General features: G+C 75.0%; 21 protein-coding genes. All 21 read left to right on the top strand.

All coding sequences use genetic code 11. The features are described 5' to 3' along the window. Positions 1-284 (top strand): hypothetical protein (locus tag AB0J00_RS20740; RefSeq protein WP_357748633.1); only part of this gene is annotated, 284 nt, incomplete at its 5' end. A gap of 152 nt (positions 285-436) precedes the next feature. Then, positions 437-2,014: a signal recognition particle protein gene (gene ffh / locus AB0J00_RS20735; RefSeq protein ID WP_357748631.1), complete on the top strand. Its 1,578-nt coding sequence runs from the start codon at positions 437-439 to the stop codon at positions 2,012-2,014. A 4-nt stretch (positions 2,015-2,018) separates the two neighbouring features. Next, a complete protein-coding gene (locus tag AB0J00_RS20730; RefSeq protein WP_357748629.1) occupies positions 2,019-3,107 on the top strand; it encodes an amidohydrolase family protein in 1,089 nt (362 codons plus the stop codon). A 28-nt stretch (positions 3,108-3,135) separates the two neighbouring features. Then, positions 3,136-3,309, top strand: a complete 174-nt coding sequence (locus AB0J00_RS20725; RefSeq protein WP_357748626.1) for a hypothetical protein — start codon at positions 3,136-3,138, stop codon at positions 3,307-3,309. A 42-nt stretch (positions 3,310-3,351) separates the two neighbouring features. After that, entirely contained in the window at positions 3,352-5,100 is a 1,749-nt protein-coding gene (locus AB0J00_RS20720; protein ID WP_357748624.1) for a proline--tRNA ligase, read from the top strand. 41 nt (positions 5,101-5,141) lie between these two features. Continuing rightward, entirely contained in the window at positions 5,142-6,110 is a 969-nt protein-coding gene (locus AB0J00_RS20715; protein ID WP_357748621.1) for a DMT family transporter, read from the top strand. Positions 6,111-6,285: 175 nt separating this feature from the next. Then, positions 6,286-6,744, top strand: coding sequence for a 30S ribosomal protein S16 (gene rpsP / locus AB0J00_RS20710; RefSeq protein WP_357748619.1), 459 nt, complete (start codon positions 6,286-6,288; stop codon positions 6,742-6,744). 3 nt (positions 6,745-6,747) lie between these two features. Continuing rightward, positions 6,748-6,984, top strand: a complete 237-nt coding sequence (locus AB0J00_RS20705; RefSeq protein ID WP_014742367.1) for an RNA-binding protein — start codon at positions 6,748-6,750, stop codon at positions 6,982-6,984. A 51-nt stretch (positions 6,985-7,035) separates the two neighbouring features. Further along, entirely contained in the window at positions 7,036-7,551 is a 516-nt protein-coding gene (gene rimM / locus AB0J00_RS20700) for a ribosome maturation factor RimM (protein WP_357748616.1), read from the top strand. Continuing rightward, positions 7,548-8,297, top strand: a complete 750-nt coding sequence (gene trmD / locus AB0J00_RS20695; RefSeq protein ID WP_357748613.1) for a tRNA (guanosine(37)-N1)-methyltransferase TrmD — start codon at positions 7,548-7,550, stop codon at positions 8,295-8,297. Before rimM ends, trmD begins: the two co-directional genes overlap by 4 nt. Positions 8,298-8,307: 10 nt before the next feature. Beyond that, positions 8,308-8,808 (top strand): NUDIX domain-containing protein, encoded by a 501-nt coding sequence (locus AB0J00_RS20690; protein WP_357748611.1) that lies wholly within the window; start codon positions 8,308-8,310, stop codon positions 8,806-8,808. A gap of 194 nt (positions 8,809-9,002) precedes the next feature. Beyond that, positions 9,003-9,359: a 50S ribosomal protein L19 gene (rplS, locus tag AB0J00_RS20685; RefSeq protein WP_357748608.1), complete on the top strand. Its 357-nt coding sequence runs from the start codon at positions 9,003-9,005 to the stop codon at positions 9,357-9,359. Positions 9,360-9,500: 141 nt separating this feature from the next. After that, the gene (lepB, locus tag AB0J00_RS20680) at positions 9,501-10,532 is read left to right on the top strand and encodes a signal peptidase I (protein ID WP_357748605.1); all 1,032 of its coding nucleotides are present in this window, start codon (positions 9,501-9,503) and stop codon (positions 10,530-10,532) included. A gap of 156 nt (positions 10,533-10,688) precedes the next feature. Then, complete coding sequence (locus tag AB0J00_RS20675; protein WP_357748602.1) at positions 10,689-11,411, top strand: response regulator transcription factor; 723 nt, start codon at positions 10,689-10,691, stop codon at positions 11,409-11,411. Between the two features lie 297 nt (positions 11,412-11,708). After that, on the top strand, positions 11,709-12,443 hold the full coding sequence (locus tag AB0J00_RS20670; RefSeq protein ID WP_357748600.1) for a ribonuclease HII: 735 nt from the start codon (positions 11,709-11,711) through the stop codon (positions 12,441-12,443). Then, a complete protein-coding gene (locus AB0J00_RS20665) occupies positions 12,440-12,760 on the top strand; it encodes a DUF2469 domain-containing protein (RefSeq protein ID WP_357748597.1) in 321 nt (106 codons plus the stop codon). The genes AB0J00_RS20670 and AB0J00_RS20665 overlap by 4 nt, the downstream gene beginning before the upstream one ends. A 155-nt stretch (positions 12,761-12,915) precedes the next feature. Next, positions 12,916-13,299 (top strand): YraN family protein, encoded by a 384-nt coding sequence (locus AB0J00_RS20660; protein WP_357748594.1) that lies wholly within the window; start codon positions 12,916-12,918, stop codon positions 13,297-13,299. After that, positions 13,299-14,822, top strand: a complete 1,524-nt coding sequence (locus AB0J00_RS20655) for a YifB family Mg chelatase-like AAA ATPase (protein ID WP_357748592.1) — start codon at positions 13,299-13,301, stop codon at positions 14,820-14,822. Before AB0J00_RS20660 ends, AB0J00_RS20655 begins: the two co-directional genes overlap by 1 nt. Continuing rightward, a complete protein-coding gene (gene dprA, locus AB0J00_RS20650) occupies positions 14,819-16,072 on the top strand; it encodes a DNA-processing protein DprA (protein WP_357748588.1) in 1,254 nt (417 codons plus the stop codon). The genes AB0J00_RS20655 and dprA overlap by 4 nt, the downstream gene beginning before the upstream one ends. A 70-nt stretch (positions 16,073-16,142) precedes the next feature. After that, positions 16,143-17,105 carry a tyrosine recombinase XerC gene (locus tag AB0J00_RS20645; RefSeq protein WP_357748585.1) on the top strand — a complete coding sequence of 321 codons (963 nt, stop codon included), beginning with the start codon at positions 16,143-16,145 and terminating at the stop codon, positions 17,103-17,105. Between the two features lie 87 nt (positions 17,106-17,192). Further along, positions 17,193-17,990 (top strand): RNA polymerase sigma factor WhiG, encoded by a 798-nt coding sequence (whiG, locus tag AB0J00_RS20640; protein ID WP_357748583.1) that lies wholly within the window; start codon positions 17,193-17,195, stop codon positions 17,988-17,990. The last annotated feature ends 35 nt before the right edge of the window (positions 17,991-18,025 follow it).

The raw sequence follows: 18,025 nt of genomic DNA, 5'->3' as shown, positions 1-18,025 counted from the left end.
CGATCCGCGACATCTCCCGCTCCGCGCAGCAGGCCGCCGCGGTCGCCGGCGGGCCGGCCGGCCCGCCACGACCCGATGCGAGGGGGAGACCCGTGGCGGACCTGATGAGCTGGGCGTGCCCCACCTGCGGTGACGACACCGACTTCGAGCAGCCGCCGTGCGCCGACGGCCACACCGAGGACGGCGGGGACTGCCCGGAGTGGGTCTGCGTCGACTGCGGGACGGCGCTGCTGACCGGTGCCTCCACCCGGGTCGAGCGCGCCGCCGCCCGGCGCGCGGCCTGACGCGCGTCGGCCCTGACGCAGCGGCTGCGCCGCTGGATACCCTGGTGGCAGGTGGCGTGACGGCCCCGGGGTGGCCCCGGGTGCCCGAGCCGGACGGCGGGGCCGGACTGCCCGGCCGTGCGGCTGCACGCCCGACTTCCTGAGGACGTGTTGTGTTCGAGACCCTCTCCGACCGCCTGGACAAGGTCTTCACCGGTCTGCGCGGCAAGGGCCGGCTCTCCGAGGCCGACATCGACGCCACCGCGCGCGAGATCCGCATCGCGCTGCTGGAGGCCGACGTCGCGCTGCCGGTGGTGCGCGAGTTCATCGCGGCGGTCAAGGAGCGGGCGCGCGGGGCCGAGGTGTCCCAGGCGCTGAACCCCGCCCAGCAGATCATCAAGATCGTCAACGAGGAGCTGGTGGGGATCCTCGGCGGGGAGACCCGCCGCATCCGCTACGCCAAGCAGTCGCCGACGGTGATCATGCTCGCCGGCCTGCAGGGTGCCGGCAAGACCACGCTGGCCGGCAAGCTCGGCCGGTGGCTGAAGAGCCAGGGCCACACCCCGCTGCTGGTCGCCGCCGACCTGCAGCGCCCCAACGCCGTCCAGCAGCTGGAGGTCGTGGCCGGCCAGGCCGGCGTCGACGTCTACGCCCCAGAGCCCGGCAGCGGCATCGGCGACCCGATCAAGGTGGCCGGCGACTCGATCGAGCACGCCCGCCGCACCATGCACGACGTGGTGGTCGTCGACACCGCCGGCCGGCTGGGCATCGACGCCGAGCTGATGGCGCAGGCCGCCGGCATCCGCGACGTCGTCCACCCCGACGAGACGCTGTTCGTCCTCGACGCGATGATCGGCCAGGACGCGGTCACCACCGCCCAGGCCTTCGCCGACGGCGTCGGGTTCACCGGCGTGGTGCTCACCAAGCTCGACGGCGACGCCCGCGGTGGTGCGGCGCTCTCGGTGCGGTCGATCACCGGCCAGCCGATCATGTTCGCCTCCACCGGCGAGAAGCTCACCGACTTCGACGTCTTCCACCCCGAGCGGATGGCCTCGCGCATCCTCGGCATGGGCGACGTGCTCACCCTCATCGAGCAGGCCGAGCAGGCGTTCGACGTCGACCAGGCCGAGAAGATGGCCGGCAAGCTGGCCTCGCGGGAGGGCTTCACCCTCGAGGACTTCCTCGAGCAGATGATGGCCATCCGCAAGATGGGCCCGATCGCGAACCTGCTCGGCATGCTGCCCGGCGCCGGGCAGATGAAGGAGCAGCTCAAGCAGATCGACGAGCGCGACCTGGACCGCACCGCGGCGATCATCCGGTCGATGACCCCCGAGGAGCGGGTCAACTCGAAGATCATCAACGCCTCGCGGCGGGTGCGCATCGCCAACGGCTCCGGCGTCAGCGTCACCGACGTCAACCAGCTGCTGGAGCGGTTCGTCCAGGCGCAGAAGATGATGGGCCAGATGGCCGGCAGCATGGGCATGCCCGGCGTGGGTCCCATGTCGAAGAAGCAGCGCGGCCGGCAGAACCAGGTGCAGGCCCGCGGCAAGGGCAAGAAGGGCAAGGGCAAGGCGAAGGGCGGCCCGGCCCGCCGGCCGATCGGCGCCCCGGGCGGGTTCCCCGGTGGCCTGCCCGGTCAGCTCCCCGGCGGCCAGCAGCTGCCCGGCAACCTGCCCGGCCTGCCGCCGGGCCAGGGCATGCCGGACCTGTCCAAGCTGGACTTCAGCCAGTTCAAGGACCAGGGCCGCTGATCCGGTGACGCCGCCGCCCGCCCTGCACCTGTCCGGCGTCGTCCTCCCGGAGGGGGAGCACCGAGACCTCTGGGTGCGCGACGGGCGGATCACCCTCGAGCCCGTCCCGGGAGCGGAGACCGTCAGCCGCGGTGGCTGGCTGCTGCCCGGGCTGGTCGACGCGCACTGCCACGTCGGGCTCGGCCTCGGCGGGGCGCACGTCGACGACCTCGCCGGGCTGCGGGAGCAGGCGCTCGCCGAGAGGGACGCCGGGGTGCTCGCGCTGCGCGACTGCGGCTCGCCGGTCGACACCCGGGTGCTCGACGAGCACGAGGACCTGCCGCGGATCATCCGGGCCGGCCGGCACCTGGCCGCGACCCGGCGGTACATCCCGGAGCTGGCGATCGAGCTGGAGCCGGCCGACCTGGTCGAGCAGGTGCGGGTGCAGGCCCGCCGCGGCGACGGCTGGGTGAAGCTGGTCGGCGACTGGATCGACCGCGGGGTCGGCGACCTGGCGCCGGAGTGGCCCGCGGACGTCGTCGCGGCGGCCATCGCCGCGGCCCACCAGGAGGGCGCCCGGGTCACCGCGCACACCTTCGGCACCGACGCCCTGCCCGACCTGCTGGCCGCCGGCATCGACTGCATCGAGCACGGCACCGGCCTGACCGAGGAGCTCATCGGGGAGATGGCCGCCCGCGGCACGGCCGTCGTCCCGACGCTGGTCAACGTGGAGAACTTCCCGGGCTTCGCCGCGGCGGGGGAGAAGCGGTTCCCGGCGTACGCCTCGACGATGCGGCGGCTGTACGCGCAGTCCGGCGCCGTGGTGCGGGCCGCGTACGAGGCGGGCGTGCCGGTGTTCGCCGGCACCGACGCCGGTGGCGGCATCGCGCACGGGGTCATCGCCGACGAGGTCCGGGCGCTGCACGCCGCGGGGCTGCCGGCCGAGGCGGCGCTGGCGGCGGCCTCCTGGAGCGCGCGGGAGTGGCTCGGGCTGCCCGGCATCGAGGAGGGCGCGCCGGCCGACCTCGTCGTCTACGCGGCCGACCCGCGCACGGACCTGGACACCCTGCAGCGGCCGCAGCGGATGGTGCTGCGCGGGCGGATCATCTGCTGAACCCGCGCGGCGCTGGTTGACTCGGGGCATGGTCGCGCCCATCCCCGAGCCGGACCCGGTCATCGACCCCGACGTGCCGGTGCCCGACGACCCCGGCGAGCTGCTCCCCGACGCACCCGAGCCGCTCCCGCCGGCGCCCGTCGAGCCCACCCCGGACGACCCGGGCGGCGACCCCGGCGCGGTTCCCGAGCCGACCTCCTAAACCCGTGGGCGCGGATCGGGGACCGCCTGGGACACTGGTCCCGTGCTGTTGCGGATGTCCACCCTGTTCCTGCGCACCCTGCGCGACGACCCGGCCGACGCCGAGGTCCCCAGCCACCGCCTGCTCGTGCGCGGCGGCTACATCCGGCGCGCTGCGCCGGGGGGCTTCACCTGGCTGCCGCTGGGCTACCGGGTGTTCCGCAACGTCGAGCGCATCGTCCGCGAGGAGATGGACGCGATGGGCGCGCAGGAGGTGCAGTTCCCCGCGCTGCTCCCGCGTGAGCCCTACGAGGCGACCGGCCGCTGGACCGAGTACGGCGACAACCTGTTCCGCCTCAAGGACCGCCGCGGCAACGACTTCCTCCTCGGGCCCACGCACGAGGAGATGTTCACGCTCCTGGTGAAGGACCTCTACGGCTCCTACAAGGACCTGCCGGTCTCGCTGTACCAGATCCAGACCAAGTACCGGGACGAGGCGCGGCCCCGGGCCGGGCTGTTCCGCGGCCGCGAGTTCACCATGAAGGACAGCTACTCCTTCGACGTGGACGACGCCGGCCTGGACCGCTCCTACGCCGCGCACCGCGAGGCCTACATCCGCATCTTCGACCGGATGGGCCTGGAGTACGTGATCGTCTCGGCGATGTCCGGGGCGATGGGCGGGTCCAAGAGCGAGGAGTTCCTGCACCCGACGTCGATCGGTGAGGACACCTTCGTCCGCTCGCCCGGTGGGTACGCGGCGAACGTGGAGGCGGTGAGCACCGTCGTCCCCGAGTCGATCCCCTTCGACGGGCTGCCCGAGGCGCACGTCGAGGACACCCCCGACACCCCGACCATCGAGACGCTGGTCGCCGTCGCGAACGAGCTGTTCCCGGACGCCGGCCACACGGCGGCGGACACGCTGAAGAACGTCGTCGTCACGCTGGTGCACCCCGATGGCACCCGCGAGCCGCTGGTCGTCGGCCTGCCCGGCGACCGCGAGGTCGACACCAAGCGCCTGGAGGCGCAGGTGAGCCCGGCCGAGGTCGAGCCGTTCACCGACTTCGCCGGCCACCCCGAGCTGGTCAAGGGCTACATCGGCCCGCAGGTGCTCGGCAGCGAGGGCAAGTCCGGGATCCGCTACCTGGTCGACCCGCGGGTCGTCCCCGGCAGCCGCTGGATCACCGGCGCCAACGAGCCCGGCAAGCACGTGTTCGACCTCGTGGCCGGCCGGGACTTCACCTGGGACGGCGTCATCGAGGCCGCCGAGGTGCTGCCCGGCGACCCGGCGCCCGACGGCTCCGGCCCGCTGGAGCTCGCCCGCGGCGTCGAGATGGGGCACATCTTCCAGCTGGGCCGCAAGTACGCCGAGGCGCTGGACCTGAAGGTGCTCGACGAGAACGGCAAGCTGGTCACCGTCACCATGGGCTCCTACGGCATCGGGGTCTCGCGCGCGGTGGCCGCGATCGCCGAGAGCACCCACGACGAGCTGGGCCTGGTCTGGCCGCGGTCGGTCGCGCCGGCCGACGTCCACCTGGTCGCCACCGGCAAGGACGCCGCGGTCTTCGAGTACGCGGAGACCCTGGCCGCCGAGCTGGTCGCCGCCGGGCTGACCGTGCTGTTCGACGACCGCCCGAAGGTCTCGCCCGGCGTGAAGTTCAAGGACGCCGAGCTGCTGGGCATGCCGACGATCGTCACCGTGGGCCGCGGGCTGGCCGACGGCGCCATCGAGGTGCGCGACCGGAGGTCCGGGGAGCGGTCGGAGGTCGCCGTGGCCGACGCCCGCGAGGCGGTGCTGACGGCCGTCCGCGGCTGACGGCGGGCCGGACGGCACCAGGAGCCCAGGGAGGCGGCGCGGTGGTCCTCGGGACGGCGCTCGCGCTGCTCACCGCGCTGCTGAACGCCCTCGCCGCCAGCTACCAGCAGCGCGCCTCCCAGCTGGTCGCCGAACGGGGGTGGACGCCGCGCCGCCCGGACGGCATCGTCTCCCGCTACCTGCCGGTGCTGCGGCAGTTCGGCTGGCTGCTGAAGCACCCGGTGTGGTGGCTGGGCTGGGTCTTCAACACCCTGGGCACGATCACCCAGGCCGGCGCGCTGCACTACGGGTCGGTGGCCCGGGTGCAGCCGCTGATGACCACCCAGCTGGTGTTCGACCTGCCGCTGTCGGCCCGCGAGACCCGCCGGAAGCCGCTGCCCCGGGACTGGGCGGCCGTCGTGGCCATCTGCGCCGGCGTCGCGGTGTTCCTCGCCGTGCCGGGGGCCGCGCCGGGCAGCGGCGCCGCCGACCGGCCGGCCGTGCTGCTGTCCATGGCCGCCAGCGCCGGGCTCATCGTCGTGCTGGTCGCGCTCGCCGCGGGACGGTCCTCGCTCACCCGCGCGGCGTTGTACGGCGTCGCGTCCGGGATCTGCCACGCCGCGACCGCGGTGAACATCAAGCTCACGATCGCCAGCCTCGCCGGCCCGGGGGTCTGGGCCACCGCCCGCGACTGGCCCGGGTACGGCATCGCGGTCTCGACCGTCCTCGGGGTGCTGCTCGCCCAGCAGGCGTACGCCGCCGGGTCGCTGGCGGTCGCGGTCGCCGCGAGCACCGTCACCGCCCCGGTGATCAGCTACGTGCTGGGCGTCTACACGTTCGACGTCCCGCTGCCGCACGGGGCGGGCACGATCTCCGCCGTCGTCGTCTCGTTGGTGCTGCTGTCGGTCGGCGCCGTGGTCCTCGCCCACTCGCCGTCCACCCGGGCGATCAGCGCGCAGGCCGCCGAGCGGGCCGGGGCGGCGGCCGGTGCGGGGGCGCCTCCCGGGTCCTCCGCGAGGCCCTCCCGGTGAGGGTGCCGAGCGCGACATGAGAGCCGGCCGGGGGATCTGGCACAATGAATGGTCGAACACGGCGGTGGGCGGCCCTCTCACCGTTGCCGGCCGTGTCCCTCGCTCCGCCCCGGCGTGACCCCACACGTCCGTCCGGCGGGCACCGACACAGCGTTCGAGGAGTACACCACCCACCGTGGCCACCAAGATCAAGCTCATGCGTCTCGGCAAGATGCGCGCCCCGTACTACCGCATCGTCGTCGCCGACTCCCGCACCAAGCGGGACGGCCGCTCGATCGAGACGATCGGCAAGTACCACCCGAAGGAGGACCCCTCCTTCATCGAGGTCGACAGCGAGCGGGCGCAGTACTGGCTGGGTGTCGGCGCGCAGCCGACCGAGGCCGTCGCCGCCATCCTCCGGGTCACCGGCGACTGGCAGAAGTTCAAGGGCGAGCCGGCTCCGGCCCCGATGAAGGTCGCGGCCCCCAAGCCCGACAAGAAGGCCATCTATGAGGAGGCCGCCCGCGCCGCCATGGGTGAGCCCTCCGCCGACGCCACCACGCCGAAGAAGAAGGCCGCCCCGAAGGCCGAGGCTGCTCCGGCTGCCGACGCCGCGGCCGAGGCGGCCCCGGCCGCCGAGACGCCCGCCGAGTAAGACGTGCTCGAAGAGGCGCTCGAGCACCTGGTCAAGGGCATCGTCGACAACCCCGACGACGTCGTGGTCGACCTGGTCAACGGCCGCCGCGGCAAGACCCTCGAGGTCCGGGTGCACCCCGACGACCTCGGCAAGGTCATCGGCCGCGGCGGGCGCACCGCCAAGGCGCTGCGCCAGGTGATGACCGGCGTCGGCGGCCGCGGTCTGCGCGTCGACGTCGTCGACACCGACGGGCGCTGATCGACGCTGAGCACGACCGGCGCCGCTGGCGCCAGCGAACACCCCGACACCGTGGTGGTCGGCCGCATCGGCCGGCCCCACGGTGTCCGTGGTCAGGTCACCGTCGAGGTCCGCACCGACGACCCCGACCTGCGCTTCGCCCCCGGGACGACGCTGCTCACCGAGCCGGCGTCCCGCGGGCCGCTCACCGTGGTGGGCAGCCGCTGGCACAGCGGCACCCTCCTGCTGCAGCTGGCCGGCCCGGACGGCGTGACCGTCGCCGACCGCACCGCCGCCGACGCGCTGCGCAACACCCGCCTCGTCGTCCCGGTCACCGACCTCCCCGAGCTCGAGGACCCCGACGACTTCTACGACCACCAGCTGGTCGGGCTCGCCGCGCAGCTGCCCGACGGCACGGTGCTGGGGGAGGTCACCGCGGTGACCCACGACGGCGCCGGTCTCCTGGTGGTCCGCCGCACCGACGGGGGCGAGCTGCTCGTCCCGTTCGTCGCGTCCATCGTCCCGACCGTGGACGTGGCCGGTGGCCGGGTCGTCGTCGACCCGCCCGAGGGGCTGCTCGACCTGTGAGCGCCTTCCGCGTCGACGTCGTCTCGATCTTCCCCGAGTACCTCGCGCCGCTCCGCCAGTCGCTCCTGGGCAAGGCCGCCGAGCGCGGGCTGGTCAGCATCGGCGTGCACGACCTGCGCCAGTGGACCGACGACGTGCACCGCACCGTCGACGACTCCCCGTACGGCGGCGGCCCGGGCATGGTCATGCGCCCCGAGCCGTGGGCCCGGGCGCTGGAGGAGGTCCGCCCCGCGGGCACCCGCCTCGTCGTCCCCACCCCGGCCGGCCGCCGGTTCACCCAGGCGATGGCCGCCGGGTGGGCCACCGAGCCCGGCCTGGTCTTCGCCTGCGGCCGGTACGAGGGCATCGACCAGCGGGTCGCCGACTGGGCCGCCGCCGCCGGGCCCGTGTCGGAGGTCTCGATCGGCGACTACGTGCTGGCCGGCGGCGAGTCCGCCACGCTGGTCATGGTCGAGGCCGTCACCCGGCTCATCCCCGGCGTCGTCGGCAACGCCGAGTCGGTCGAGTTCGACTCGCACGCCGACGGCCTGCTCGAGGGCCCCAGCTACACCCGCCCGGCGTCCTGGCGCGGGCACGAGGTGCCGCCGGTGCTGCTGTCCGGCGACCACGCCGCGATCGCCCGCTGGCGGCGCGGCGAGTCGCTGCGGCGCACCGCGGACCGCCGTCCCGACCTGCTGGCCGCGCTGCCCGACGGCGCGCTCACCGCCGCCGACCGGGCCGTGCTGGACGCCGACCCCCAGCCGTGAGCACCCAGCCGTGACCGCGCCGGTCTGGGTGCGGCCCACCAGCCGGGTCCTGGTGCTCGACCCGCTCCACCGGCTGCTGCTGTTCGGCGCCCGGCTGACCGGCCCGGACCAGGTGCCCGGCGACGTGCTGTTCTGGTACACGCCCGGCGGCGGGGTCGAGGACGGCGAGGACCTGCGCACCGCGGCGGTCCGGGAGCTGGCCGAGGAGACCGGGCTGGTGGTCGACCCGGCCGCGCTCGAGGGGCCGGTGTGGCTGCGGCGCCACGTCGGCCGGTGGGGTGAGCAGGTCATCGACTCCCGCGAGACCTTCTTCGTGCTCCGCGGCGTCGAGCACGACGTGGTGCCGGCCGCGCGCACCGAGCTGGAGGTGCTCGCCGACGAGCCGCACCGCTGGTGGACCCCCGCCGAGATCACCGCCGGCGGGGCGCGGTTCGCGCCCGCCGAGCTGGCGACCGCCCTCGGTGAGCTGCTCGACGGGCCTTGGACGGGGCCGCCGCGCATCGTCACCTGAAGATGTGGCACAGTAGAGAGCTGCTGCACGCTGTCGGCCGAGGTCGACGGTGGCTCCGCGCCCGCAGCCGTCCCTGACCGGGCCGGCGCAGGAGGCGGAGCGCGGCTCCCGGCACGGACAGCTCCGGGACGACCGCTGCCCGTACCACCGAGCTCGACCAAGCTGAGTTTCCGCCAGAACTGAGGACTGCTGCGATGAACACCCTGGACGCCCTCGACGCCGCGTCGCTGCGCGACGACATCCCCGAGTTCCGCCCCGGGGACACCGTGAAGGTGCACGTGCGGGTCATCGAGGGCAACCGCTCTCGCATCCAGGTCTTCCAGGGCGTCGTCATCCGTCGCCAGGGTGGCGGCATCCGCGAGACCTTCACCGTCCGCAAGGTCAGCTTCGGCGTCGGCGTGGAGCGCACCTTCCCGGTGCACACCCCGGTCGTCGAGAAGATCGAGGTCGTCACCCGCGGTGACGTCCGCCGGGCGAAGCTGTACTACCTCCGCGAGCTGCGCGGCAAGGCCGCCAAGATCAAGGAGAAGCGCGAGGTCGTCGCGCGCTGACCCCAGCGTTCGCGAACTGCTGCACTCCCTCCGCGGGCCGGCTGCCGATGGCAGCCGGCCCGCGGTGCGTCCGGGGGAGTGCCGGCCCGGCGCGGGCGGGTCGGCGGCCCCGCACAGCCGCGGACCGTACGCTGTCCGGCGATGAGCACCCCTGACCCCGCAGAACAGGCTGACGCCGCCGCGCAGCACCCCACCGAGGGCGGCTCCACCGCCCGCACGGGGCGCCGCGGGAGGAAGAGCGACGGCGGGGACAAGAAGAAGGGCTCGCTCCTGAAGGAGCTGCCCGTGCTGCTGGTCATCGCGTTCGTGCTGGCCCTGCTGGTGAAGACCTTCCTCGTGCAGGCGTTCTTCATCCCGTCCGGCTCGATGGAGCAGACCCTGCACGGCTGCACCGGCTGCACCGGTGACCGGGTGCTGGTCAACAAGGTGCCCTACTGGTTCGGCGAGCCCGAGCCCGGCGACATCGTCGTCTTCAAGGGCCCGGACACCTGGAGCCCGGAGATCCGGGTCGACGAGCCGGGGAACGTCGTGTCCAAGGGCCTGCTGGCGCTGGGCCGGGCGATCGGCGTCGCGCCGCCCAGCGAGGACGACTTCGTCAAGCGGGTCATCGCCACCGAGGGCCAGACCGTGCAGTGCTGCGACGCCGAGGGGCGGGTCACCGTCGACGGCAAGCCGCTGGACGAGCCCTACATCTACCAGAACAGCCCGCTGGGGGCCGGTCCGCCCACCGGTCGCGAGTTCGGCCCGGTGACCGTGCCCCAGGGTCGGCTGTGGGTGATGGGCGACCACCGCTCGGGTTCCGCGGACTCCCGTGAGCACATCGGCGACAAGTACGCCGGCACCATCGCCGTGGACGACGTCATCGGCAAGGCGGCGCTCATCGTGTGGCCGCTGAACCGGATCGGCGTGCTGGACAGCCCTGACATCCAGGGCACCGACGACCAGGGGGCGGCCGCGGCGCACGCGCTGCCGGTCGTCTCGGGTACGGCCGCCGTCGCCACGCCCTACCTGATCGGCCTGGCCGGCGCGGTGCCGCTGACCGCCGCGCGCCGTCGGCTGCGCAGCCGTCCGCTGCGGCTCACCGGACCGTCCCGCCGTCCGCCGCGCACCGGCTGGCGGCGGCTGCGCCGGTCGCCGCCGACCCGGCCCGGACGCGAGCTCGACGGCTCCTGACGCCTTTTCCGGTTGCCATTCCGGCAGCCCGCACCATTCCTGTGGCGCACGCGGTGACGTGAGCCGCGACAATTCTCGAAAAAAGTGTTCAAGCAATTCGTTCACCCGGTCGAACTCTCTCTCGAGAGTTCCCGCACCGTGAACGGAGCACCTGCTGTGTCTGCACCTCTGGCGAACGCCACCCGTGGGGTCACCCGCGTCCTCATCCTGGCGGACGCGCCGGTCCTGCGCCGCGGGCTGCTGAGCATGGTCAACGAGACCGCCGGGCTGCAGGCCGTGGGCGCTCCCGGCGAGCCGCGTCGCGCCCTGACGCTGGCCGAGACGGCCCGCCCGGACGCCGTCGTCGTCGAGCTGGGCACCGGCGCCCACGGCAACCAGGCCGTGACGCTGAGCGCCTGCCGGGACCTGCGCCGCCGCTACCCGACGATCACCATCGTGGCGCTGGCCACCAGCGACGACCCGGCCGTGGTCAACGAGGCGCTCGCCGCCGGTGTGCGCGGCTACCTGCTGATGAACACCTCGCCGACGCTGCTCGGGTGGGCGGTGCTCGCCGCCCGCGCCGGCCGCACCGTCGTCGACCCGCAGATCCGCCGCACCGAGGGCGAGGTCGTGCCGGTCGGCCGCCCGCTGCAGCCGGAGGTGCCGCTGACCCGCCGCGAGTCCGACGTCCTGGAGGAGCTGCTGCAGGGCCAGTCGAACCGGCAGATCGGCAAGAACCTCTTCATCTCCGAGGACACGGTGAAGTCGCACGTGAAGGCGATCCTCCGCAAGCTCGGCGCCCGCGACCGCGCGCACGCGGTGTCGCTGGTGCTCTCCTCCCGCAACCCCGGTTGCTCCTGCGGCGCGCACGGCCGGTCGCTGGCCGCCAGCGAGCTGTAGCCCCCGATCGGGGTCGGGCGCCTGCTCAACGCGGCGCCCGGCCCGTTCCCCGTCCGGGGCGCTTCCTCCGTCGTCGCCCCGGCAGGCCCCCTGGCCGTTCCCCTCGGCCGGTGCGGGCCACCGCGAGCCGGTGCCTGTTCCCCCAGGCACCGGCTCGCGCCTTTCCGCCCCTCGTTGCCCGACCGCTCCGAGCACCCGTCGTAGGGTCGGGAGGCGATGGCCGCTCGATCCACTCCTCCCCGTTCCGCCCCGACCTCCCGCTCCGCCGCCGCGGATCCGGAGGAGGACCTCTGGCGGATGGAACGCTCCCTGCAGCGGCGCGGCTTCGCCGCGATCGCCGGCGCCGACGAGGCCGGCCGCGGTGCCTGCGCCGGGCCGCTCGTCGCGGCCGCCTGCGTGCTGCCTCCCGGCCGGCGCGGCCGGGTGCCGGGGCTGGCGGACTCCAAGCTGCTGACCGCCGCCAGCCGCGAGCAGGTCTACGCCGAGGTCGTCGACCGGGCGGTGGCCTGGTCGGTGGTGGTCATCCCGGTCGCCGAGCTCGACGCGCGGGGCATGCACGTGACGAACATCGAGGCGCTGCGGCGCGCGGTGAGCGTGCTGGACCCGGCGCCGGACTACGTGCTCAGCGACGGGTTCCCGGTCAACGGCCTGGCCCAGCCGACGCTGGCGGTGTGGAAGGGCGACCGGGTGGCGGCGTGCGTGGCCGCGGCGTCCGTGCTGGCCAAGGTCACCCGGGACCGGATGATGCTGGAGCTGCACGAGCGCTTCCCCGAGTACGGTTTCGCCGAGCACAAGGGCTACATCACCGACGTGCACAGCGCGGCGCTGGACCGGCACGGGCCGTGCGCGGAGCACCGGATGCGGTTCGTGAACGTGGCGCGCGCCCGGGCAGCCCACGCCGCCCGCACCGCGCCGCTGTCCGCTCCTGCGCCGATGGACGATGATGGTCCGGTGCTCGACCCGTCGACCCCCGACCGAACGCCCGGCGCACCCGCCGTGGTCCCGCCGGCCCCCCTGGAGCACGCCCGATGAGCACCGAGGACCTCGAGAAGTACGAGACCGAGATGGAGCTGCAGCTCTATCGCGAGTACAAGGACATCGTCCGCCAGTTCACCTACGTGGTGGAGACCGAGCGGCGGTTCTACCTGGCCAACTCGGTCGACCTGCAGGTGCGCAACGCCGGCGGTGAGGTCTACTTCGAGCTGCGGCTGTCCGACGCGTGGGTGTGGGACATGTACCGGCCGGCCCGGTTCGTGAAGAACGTGCGGGTGGTGACGTTCAAGGACGTCAACGTCGAGGAGCTGGACAAGCCCGACCTCGAGCTCCCGGACAACCCCCGGCTCAGCTGAGCCGCCCGCCTCGTCCGACCAGTGCACCCTGCGCATGCGCGCAGGGTGCACCCGGGAGCGGACCGGGCGCCGCCGGCCGTCCACAGCCCGGGCGGCCGTCCACAACCTGATCGCGGACCTGGCCGGGCGCCGGTCCGCGGCGCGACGGTGGGCCGGTGTCCACGCCAGCCAGCTCCCCGCCACCCGACCAGCGCGCGGCCCTGGGCGCCTACGGCGAGCGGATCGCCGTCCGGGTGCTCACCGACGCCGGCCTGCGCGTCCTCGACCGGAACTGGCGCACCCGCGCCGGTGAGCTCGACCTGGTCGCCCGGGACGACGCGACGATCGTCTTCTGCGAGGTGAAGACCCGCCGCGCCCAGGGCTACGGCCACCCGGTCGAGGCGGTCACCCCGGACAAGCGGCGCCGGCTGCGGGCGCTGGCCCGGGCCTGGCTGGACGCCCACGACGAGCACGCGCCGGACCTGCGGTTCGACGTCATCGGCGTGCTGGTGCCCGGGTCCGGGCGGCCGCGCGTCGTCCACCTGCGGAACGCGTTCTGATGAGCCTCGCGCGGACCTGGTCGGTCGGCCTGGTGGGCGTGCGCGGCGCGCTGGTCGAGGTCGAGGTCGACCTCGCGCCCGGGGTGCCCACGGTGACCCTGGTGGGGCTGCCCGACGCGGTCGTGCGGCAGTCGGTCGACCGGGTGCGGGCCGCCATCGCCAACGGCGGTCACGAGTTCCCGCTGCGCCGGGTCACGATCAGCCTGTCACCGGCCGCGATGCCCAAGCAGGGCAGCGGCTTCGACCTGGCGCTCGCGGTCGCGGTGCTCGCCGCCCGCGGCGTGGTGCCGGCCGAGCGCGTCGAGGAGCTGGTCCTCCTCGGTGAGCTCGGGCTCGACGGTGCGGTGCGGGCCGTCCGCGGGGTGCTGCCCGCGGTGCTGGCCGCCGCCGACGCCGGTCACCGGCGGGTCGTGGTGCCGGCCGACAACGCCGACGAGGCGGCGCTGGTCGCCGGCGTCGAGGTGCTGGCCGCGGCCGGCCTCGGTCAGGTGGTCGCGCACCTCACCGGGAAGGGCGCGGCGCTCCTCCCGCACCGGCGCCGGCCGGCGCCGTCGCAGCCACCAGGGCCCGACCTCGCGGACGTCGTGGGGCAGGCCGCCGGCCGCCGCGCGGTGGAGGTGGCGGCGGCCGGCGGGCACCACCTGTTCCTCACCGGCCCGCCCGGCGCGGGCAAGACCATGCTGGCCGAGCGGTTGCCCGGTCTGCTGCCACCGCTGGACGAGGCGGCGGCGCTCGAGGTCACCGCGATCGCCTCCATCGCCGGCACCCTCCCGCCGGGGGCACCGCTGGTCACCCGGCCGACGTTCGAGGCGCCGCACCACTCGGCGACCATGCCCGCCCTCGTCGGCGGTGGCTCGGGGCAGATCCGACCCGGGGCATTGTCCCGCGCGCACCGCGGGGTCCTGTTCCTCGACGAGGCACCCGAGTTCTCGCGGGCGGTGCTCGACACGCTGCGCCAGCCGCTCGAACGGGGGTCGGTCACGATCCACCGGGCCAGCGGGTCGGCCACCTTCCCGTGCCGCACCCAGCTCGTGCTGGCCGCCAACCCCTGCCCGTGCGCCACCGCCGCCGGCGACACCGCGTGCACGTGCAGCCCGCTGGAGCGCCGCCGGTACCAGGCGCGGCTGTCCGGGCCGCTGCTGGACCGGATCGACCTGCGGGTCGACCTGCCGCCGGTCACCCGGGCCGCCTGGCTGGACGACGCGGGCACGCCCGAGCCGACGGCGGCGGTCGCGGCCCGGGTCGCAGCCGCCCGGGCCGCCGCGGCCGAGCGGTTCGCCGGCACCGGGCTCCAGCTGACCAGCCAGCTGCCCGGCCGGCTGCTGCGCGAGCGGTGGCCGGTGCCCCGGGCGGCGCTGGCGCTCGCCGAACGGGCCCTGGAACGCGGCGCGCTGTCGGTCCGCGGCTTCGACCGGGTGCTCCGGGTGGCGTGGACGCTGAGCGACCTGGCAGGCCGCACGGTGCCGGGACCCGACGAGGTCGCCGAGGCGCTGGGCATGCGGCTGCAGCGGGTGGCGGCATGACCGGGCCGGGAGTCGCCGACCCGGCGGTCCGCCAGGCCCGCGCGTGGCTCACCCGGGCGCTGGAACCGGGCTCGGTCGACGCCTGGCAGTACGTCGAGGAGGCGGGGCCCGTGGTCGCCGTCGACGCGCTGCGCGCCGGCAGCGCGCCGCCGGCGGTGCAGGCGCTGGTCGGCACCCGCGCCGGGGAGGACACGTCCGCCGACGACCTGTGGCGGGCCGAGCGCTGCGGTGCCCGGCTGGTCGTCCCCGAGGACGACGAGTGGCCGCGGTACGCCCTGCACTGCCTCACCCTGGCCGCGGCCCAGCAGGCCGCCGACCGGTCCGACGGGGCGAAGGCCGTGGACCGGACCAGGTCGCTGGTCCCGCCGCTGGCGCTCTGGGTGCGCGGCGACGCCCGCCTGGACGACACCGTCGACCGGTCGGTCGCCCTGGTGGGCAGCCGCGCGTCGACCGCCTACGGCGAGCACGTCGCCGCCGAGGTCGCCCACGGGCTGGGGGAGCGCGGCTGGACGACGGTCTCCGGTGGCGCCTTCGGCATCGACGCTGCCGCGCACCGCGGTGCGCTGGCTGCGGGTGGCCCGACGGTGGCCGTGCTCGCCTGCGGCGTCGACCGGGCCTACCCGGCGGGCCACTCGGCGCTCTTCGCCCGCATCAGCGACGGCGGTCTGCTGGTCAGCGAGTGGCCACCGGGATGCGCGCCGCTGCGGCACCGGTTCCTGGTCCGCAACCGGCTGATCGCCGGGCTCACCCGGGGCACCGTCGTGGTCGAGGCCGCGGCCCGGTCCGGCGCGCTGGCCACCGCGCACCGGGCCCGCGACCTCGGCCGCACGGTGATGGCGGTCCCGGGGCCGGTCACGAGCGCGATGTCGGTGGGCTGCCACCAGCTGCTGCGCGACCGCGAGCAGGGGGACGAGCAGCGCGCGGCGCCGGTGCTGGTCGCCTCGGCCGCCGACGTGGTCGAGACCGTGGGCCGGCTCGGCGACGACCTGGCACCGCTGCCCGACCGGCCCGGCGATCCGCGCGACGAGCTCAGCGACCTGGCGCGGCGGGTGCTCGACGCCTGCCCGGTGCGCCGCGGGGTGCCGCCCGAGCGGCTGGCCTCGGTGGCCGGGGTGGCGGTCGTCGACGTGCTGCGGGTGCTGCCGGCGCTGGAGCTGGCCGGGCTGGTCGAGTGGACCGGCACCGGCTGGCGGATCGCACCGCCGCCGACGGCCGAGGAACGACCGGGACCGGGGCGGGGAAAGGGCTGACCGGTCGGGTGCGACCGGTGCTCCGGCGCGTCCGGTTGACCCGCCGGGCCGCGCAACGGACAGTCGCCCCGTGGTCGCCGGGACAGCAGAGCTGCGCGCCGCGCTGCCGGCTGCCCTGGCCGAGTCGCTCGACGCCTGGGAGGAACACCTCCGGCTGCAGCGCGACCTCTCCGACCACACCGTGCGCGGTTACGTCGGTGACGTCGTGTCGCTGCTGGACCACCTCGTCCGGCGCAGCGGCGCGACCCCGGCCGACCTCGACCTCGCCACCCTGCGCAGCTGGCTGGCCCAGGGCCGCACCCGCGGCGACAGCCGGGCCACCACCGCCCGGCGGGCCGCGTCGGCCCGGTCGTTCACCGCCCACCTCAAGCGCACCGGCCAGGTGGCCGAGGACGCCGGCCTCCGGCTGGCCAGCCCCAAGGCGCACCGCACCCTGCCCGGCGTGCTCGCCGCCGACCAGGCCCGCACGGTGCTCGAGCAGGCGGAGGAGCGGGTGGCCGGCGCCGCCGACGACCCGGCCGAGGCCGCCGTCCGGCTGCGCGACGCGCTGGTGCTCGAGCTGCTCTACGCCAGCGGCATCCGGGTCGGCGAGCTCGTCGGCCTCGACGTCGACGACGTCGACCGCGGCCGGCGCCTGCTGCGCGTGCTGGGCAAGGGCCGCAAGGAGCGCAGCGTCCCGTTCGGCGCCCCCGCGGCGGCGGCGCTGGACGCGTGGCTGACCCGCGGCCGGCCCCAGCTGGCCACCGACCGCAGCGGCCCGGCGCTGCTGCTGGGCGTGCGCGGCGCCCGGCTCGACCCGCGCGAGGCCCGGCGGGTGGTGCACGCCGCCATGGCGGACACCCCCGGCGCCCCCGACATCGGGCCGCACGGGCTGCGGCACTCGGCGGCGACGCACGTGCTGGAGGGCGGCGCCGACCTGCGGTCGGTCCAGGAGCTGCTCGGGCACGCTAGCCTCGCCACCACGCAGGTCTACACGCACGTGACCGTCGAGCGGCTCCGTGCGGTGCACGCGCAGGCACACCCGCGGGCATGACGACCAGCAAGGACTTCCTGCGCGCCGCAGCACGCGGCGCACGAGCAGGGCACGGAGAACGGGGAACGACGGTGCGGAGGCGGACCGGTGTCTGAGGCGACTGTCCACCAGCAGGAGACCGGGGAGGACCCCGACGCCGTCGTGGCCGACCTCTGGGCCCGGTACGTCGTGGACCGGGACTCCGCGCTGCGCGACCGGCTGATCCTGCACTACGCGCCGCTGGTGAAGTACGTCGCCGGCCGGGTCGGCAGCGGTCTGCCCGCGCACGTCGAGCAGGCCGACCTGGTCTCCTACGGCACCTTCGGGCTCATCGACGCGATCACCCGCTTCGAGCCGTCGCGGGAGATCAAGTTCGAGAGCTACGCGATGTCCCGCATCCGCGGCGCGATCATCGACGAGCTGCGCTCCACCGACTGGATCCCGCGCTCGGTGCGGATGAAGGCCCGCCAGTTCGAGCGCACCATCGCGGCGCTGGAGGCCAAGCTGCAGCGCAACCCCTCCGAGGAGGAGATCGCCGCCGAGATGGAGATGGACGTCGAGGACGTCCGGAAGTTCCTCGGCCAGCTCTCCCTGGTCAACGTGGTGGCGCTGGACGAGCTGCTCGTCGACGACGACGGCTCCGCACCGCGGCTGGTCGACACGCTGCAGGACTCCCAGGCCCTCGACCCGCAGGCCATGGCCGAGCACGGTGAGGCCCGCCAGCTGCTGGCCCGCGCGGTGGAGCAGCTGCCCGACCGGGAGAAGGTCGTGGTGAGCCTCTACTACTTCGAGGGGTTGACCCTGGCCGAGATCGGCCGGGTGCTGAGCGTCACCGAGAGCCGGATCTGCCAGCTGCACACCAAGGCCGTGCTGCACCTGCGCACCAAGCTCGCCGACATCGCCTGACGGCGGCGGCATGACCCGGCCCCGGGCGGGCGGCC

The sequence above is a fragment of the Modestobacter sp. NPDC049651 genome, assembly GCF_040659695.1.
In the GTDB taxonomy this organism is placed as follows: Bacteria; Actinomycetota; Actinomycetes; order Mycobacteriales; family Geodermatophilaceae; genus Modestobacter.
Note: the sequence above shows the minus strand (reverse complement) of the source record. Positions and strands in the feature narration are given on the sequence as shown.

What these genes read in the sequence shown, in the direction of transcription:
- AB0J00_RS20725 (WP_357748626.1), top strand. Translation starts at nt 3,136, where the DNA reads ATGGTCGCGCCCATCCCCGAGCCGGACCCGGTCATCGACCCCGACGTG.
- rplS (WP_357748608.1), top strand. Translation starts at nt 9,003, where the DNA reads ATGAACACCCTGGACGCCCTCGACGCCGCGTCGCTGCGCGACGACATC.
- lepB (WP_357748605.1), top strand. Translation starts at nt 9,501, where the DNA reads ATGAGCACCCCTGACCCCGCAGAACAGGCTGACGCCGCCGCGCAGCAC.
- AB0J00_RS20670 (WP_357748600.1), top strand. Translation starts at nt 11,709, where the DNA reads ATGGAACGCTCCCTGCAGCGGCGCGGCTTCGCCGCGATCGCCGGCGCC.
- AB0J00_RS20665 (WP_357748597.1), top strand. Translation starts at nt 12,440, where the DNA reads ATGAGCACCGAGGACCTCGAGAAGTACGAGACCGAGATGGAGCTGCAG.
- AB0J00_RS20655 (WP_357748592.1), top strand. Translation starts at nt 13,299, where the DNA reads ATGAGCCTCGCGCGGACCTGGTCGGTCGGCCTGGTGGGCGTGCGCGGC.
- dprA (WP_357748588.1), top strand. Translation starts at nt 14,819, where the DNA reads ATGACCGGGCCGGGAGTCGCCGACCCGGCGGTCCGCCAGGCCCGCGCG.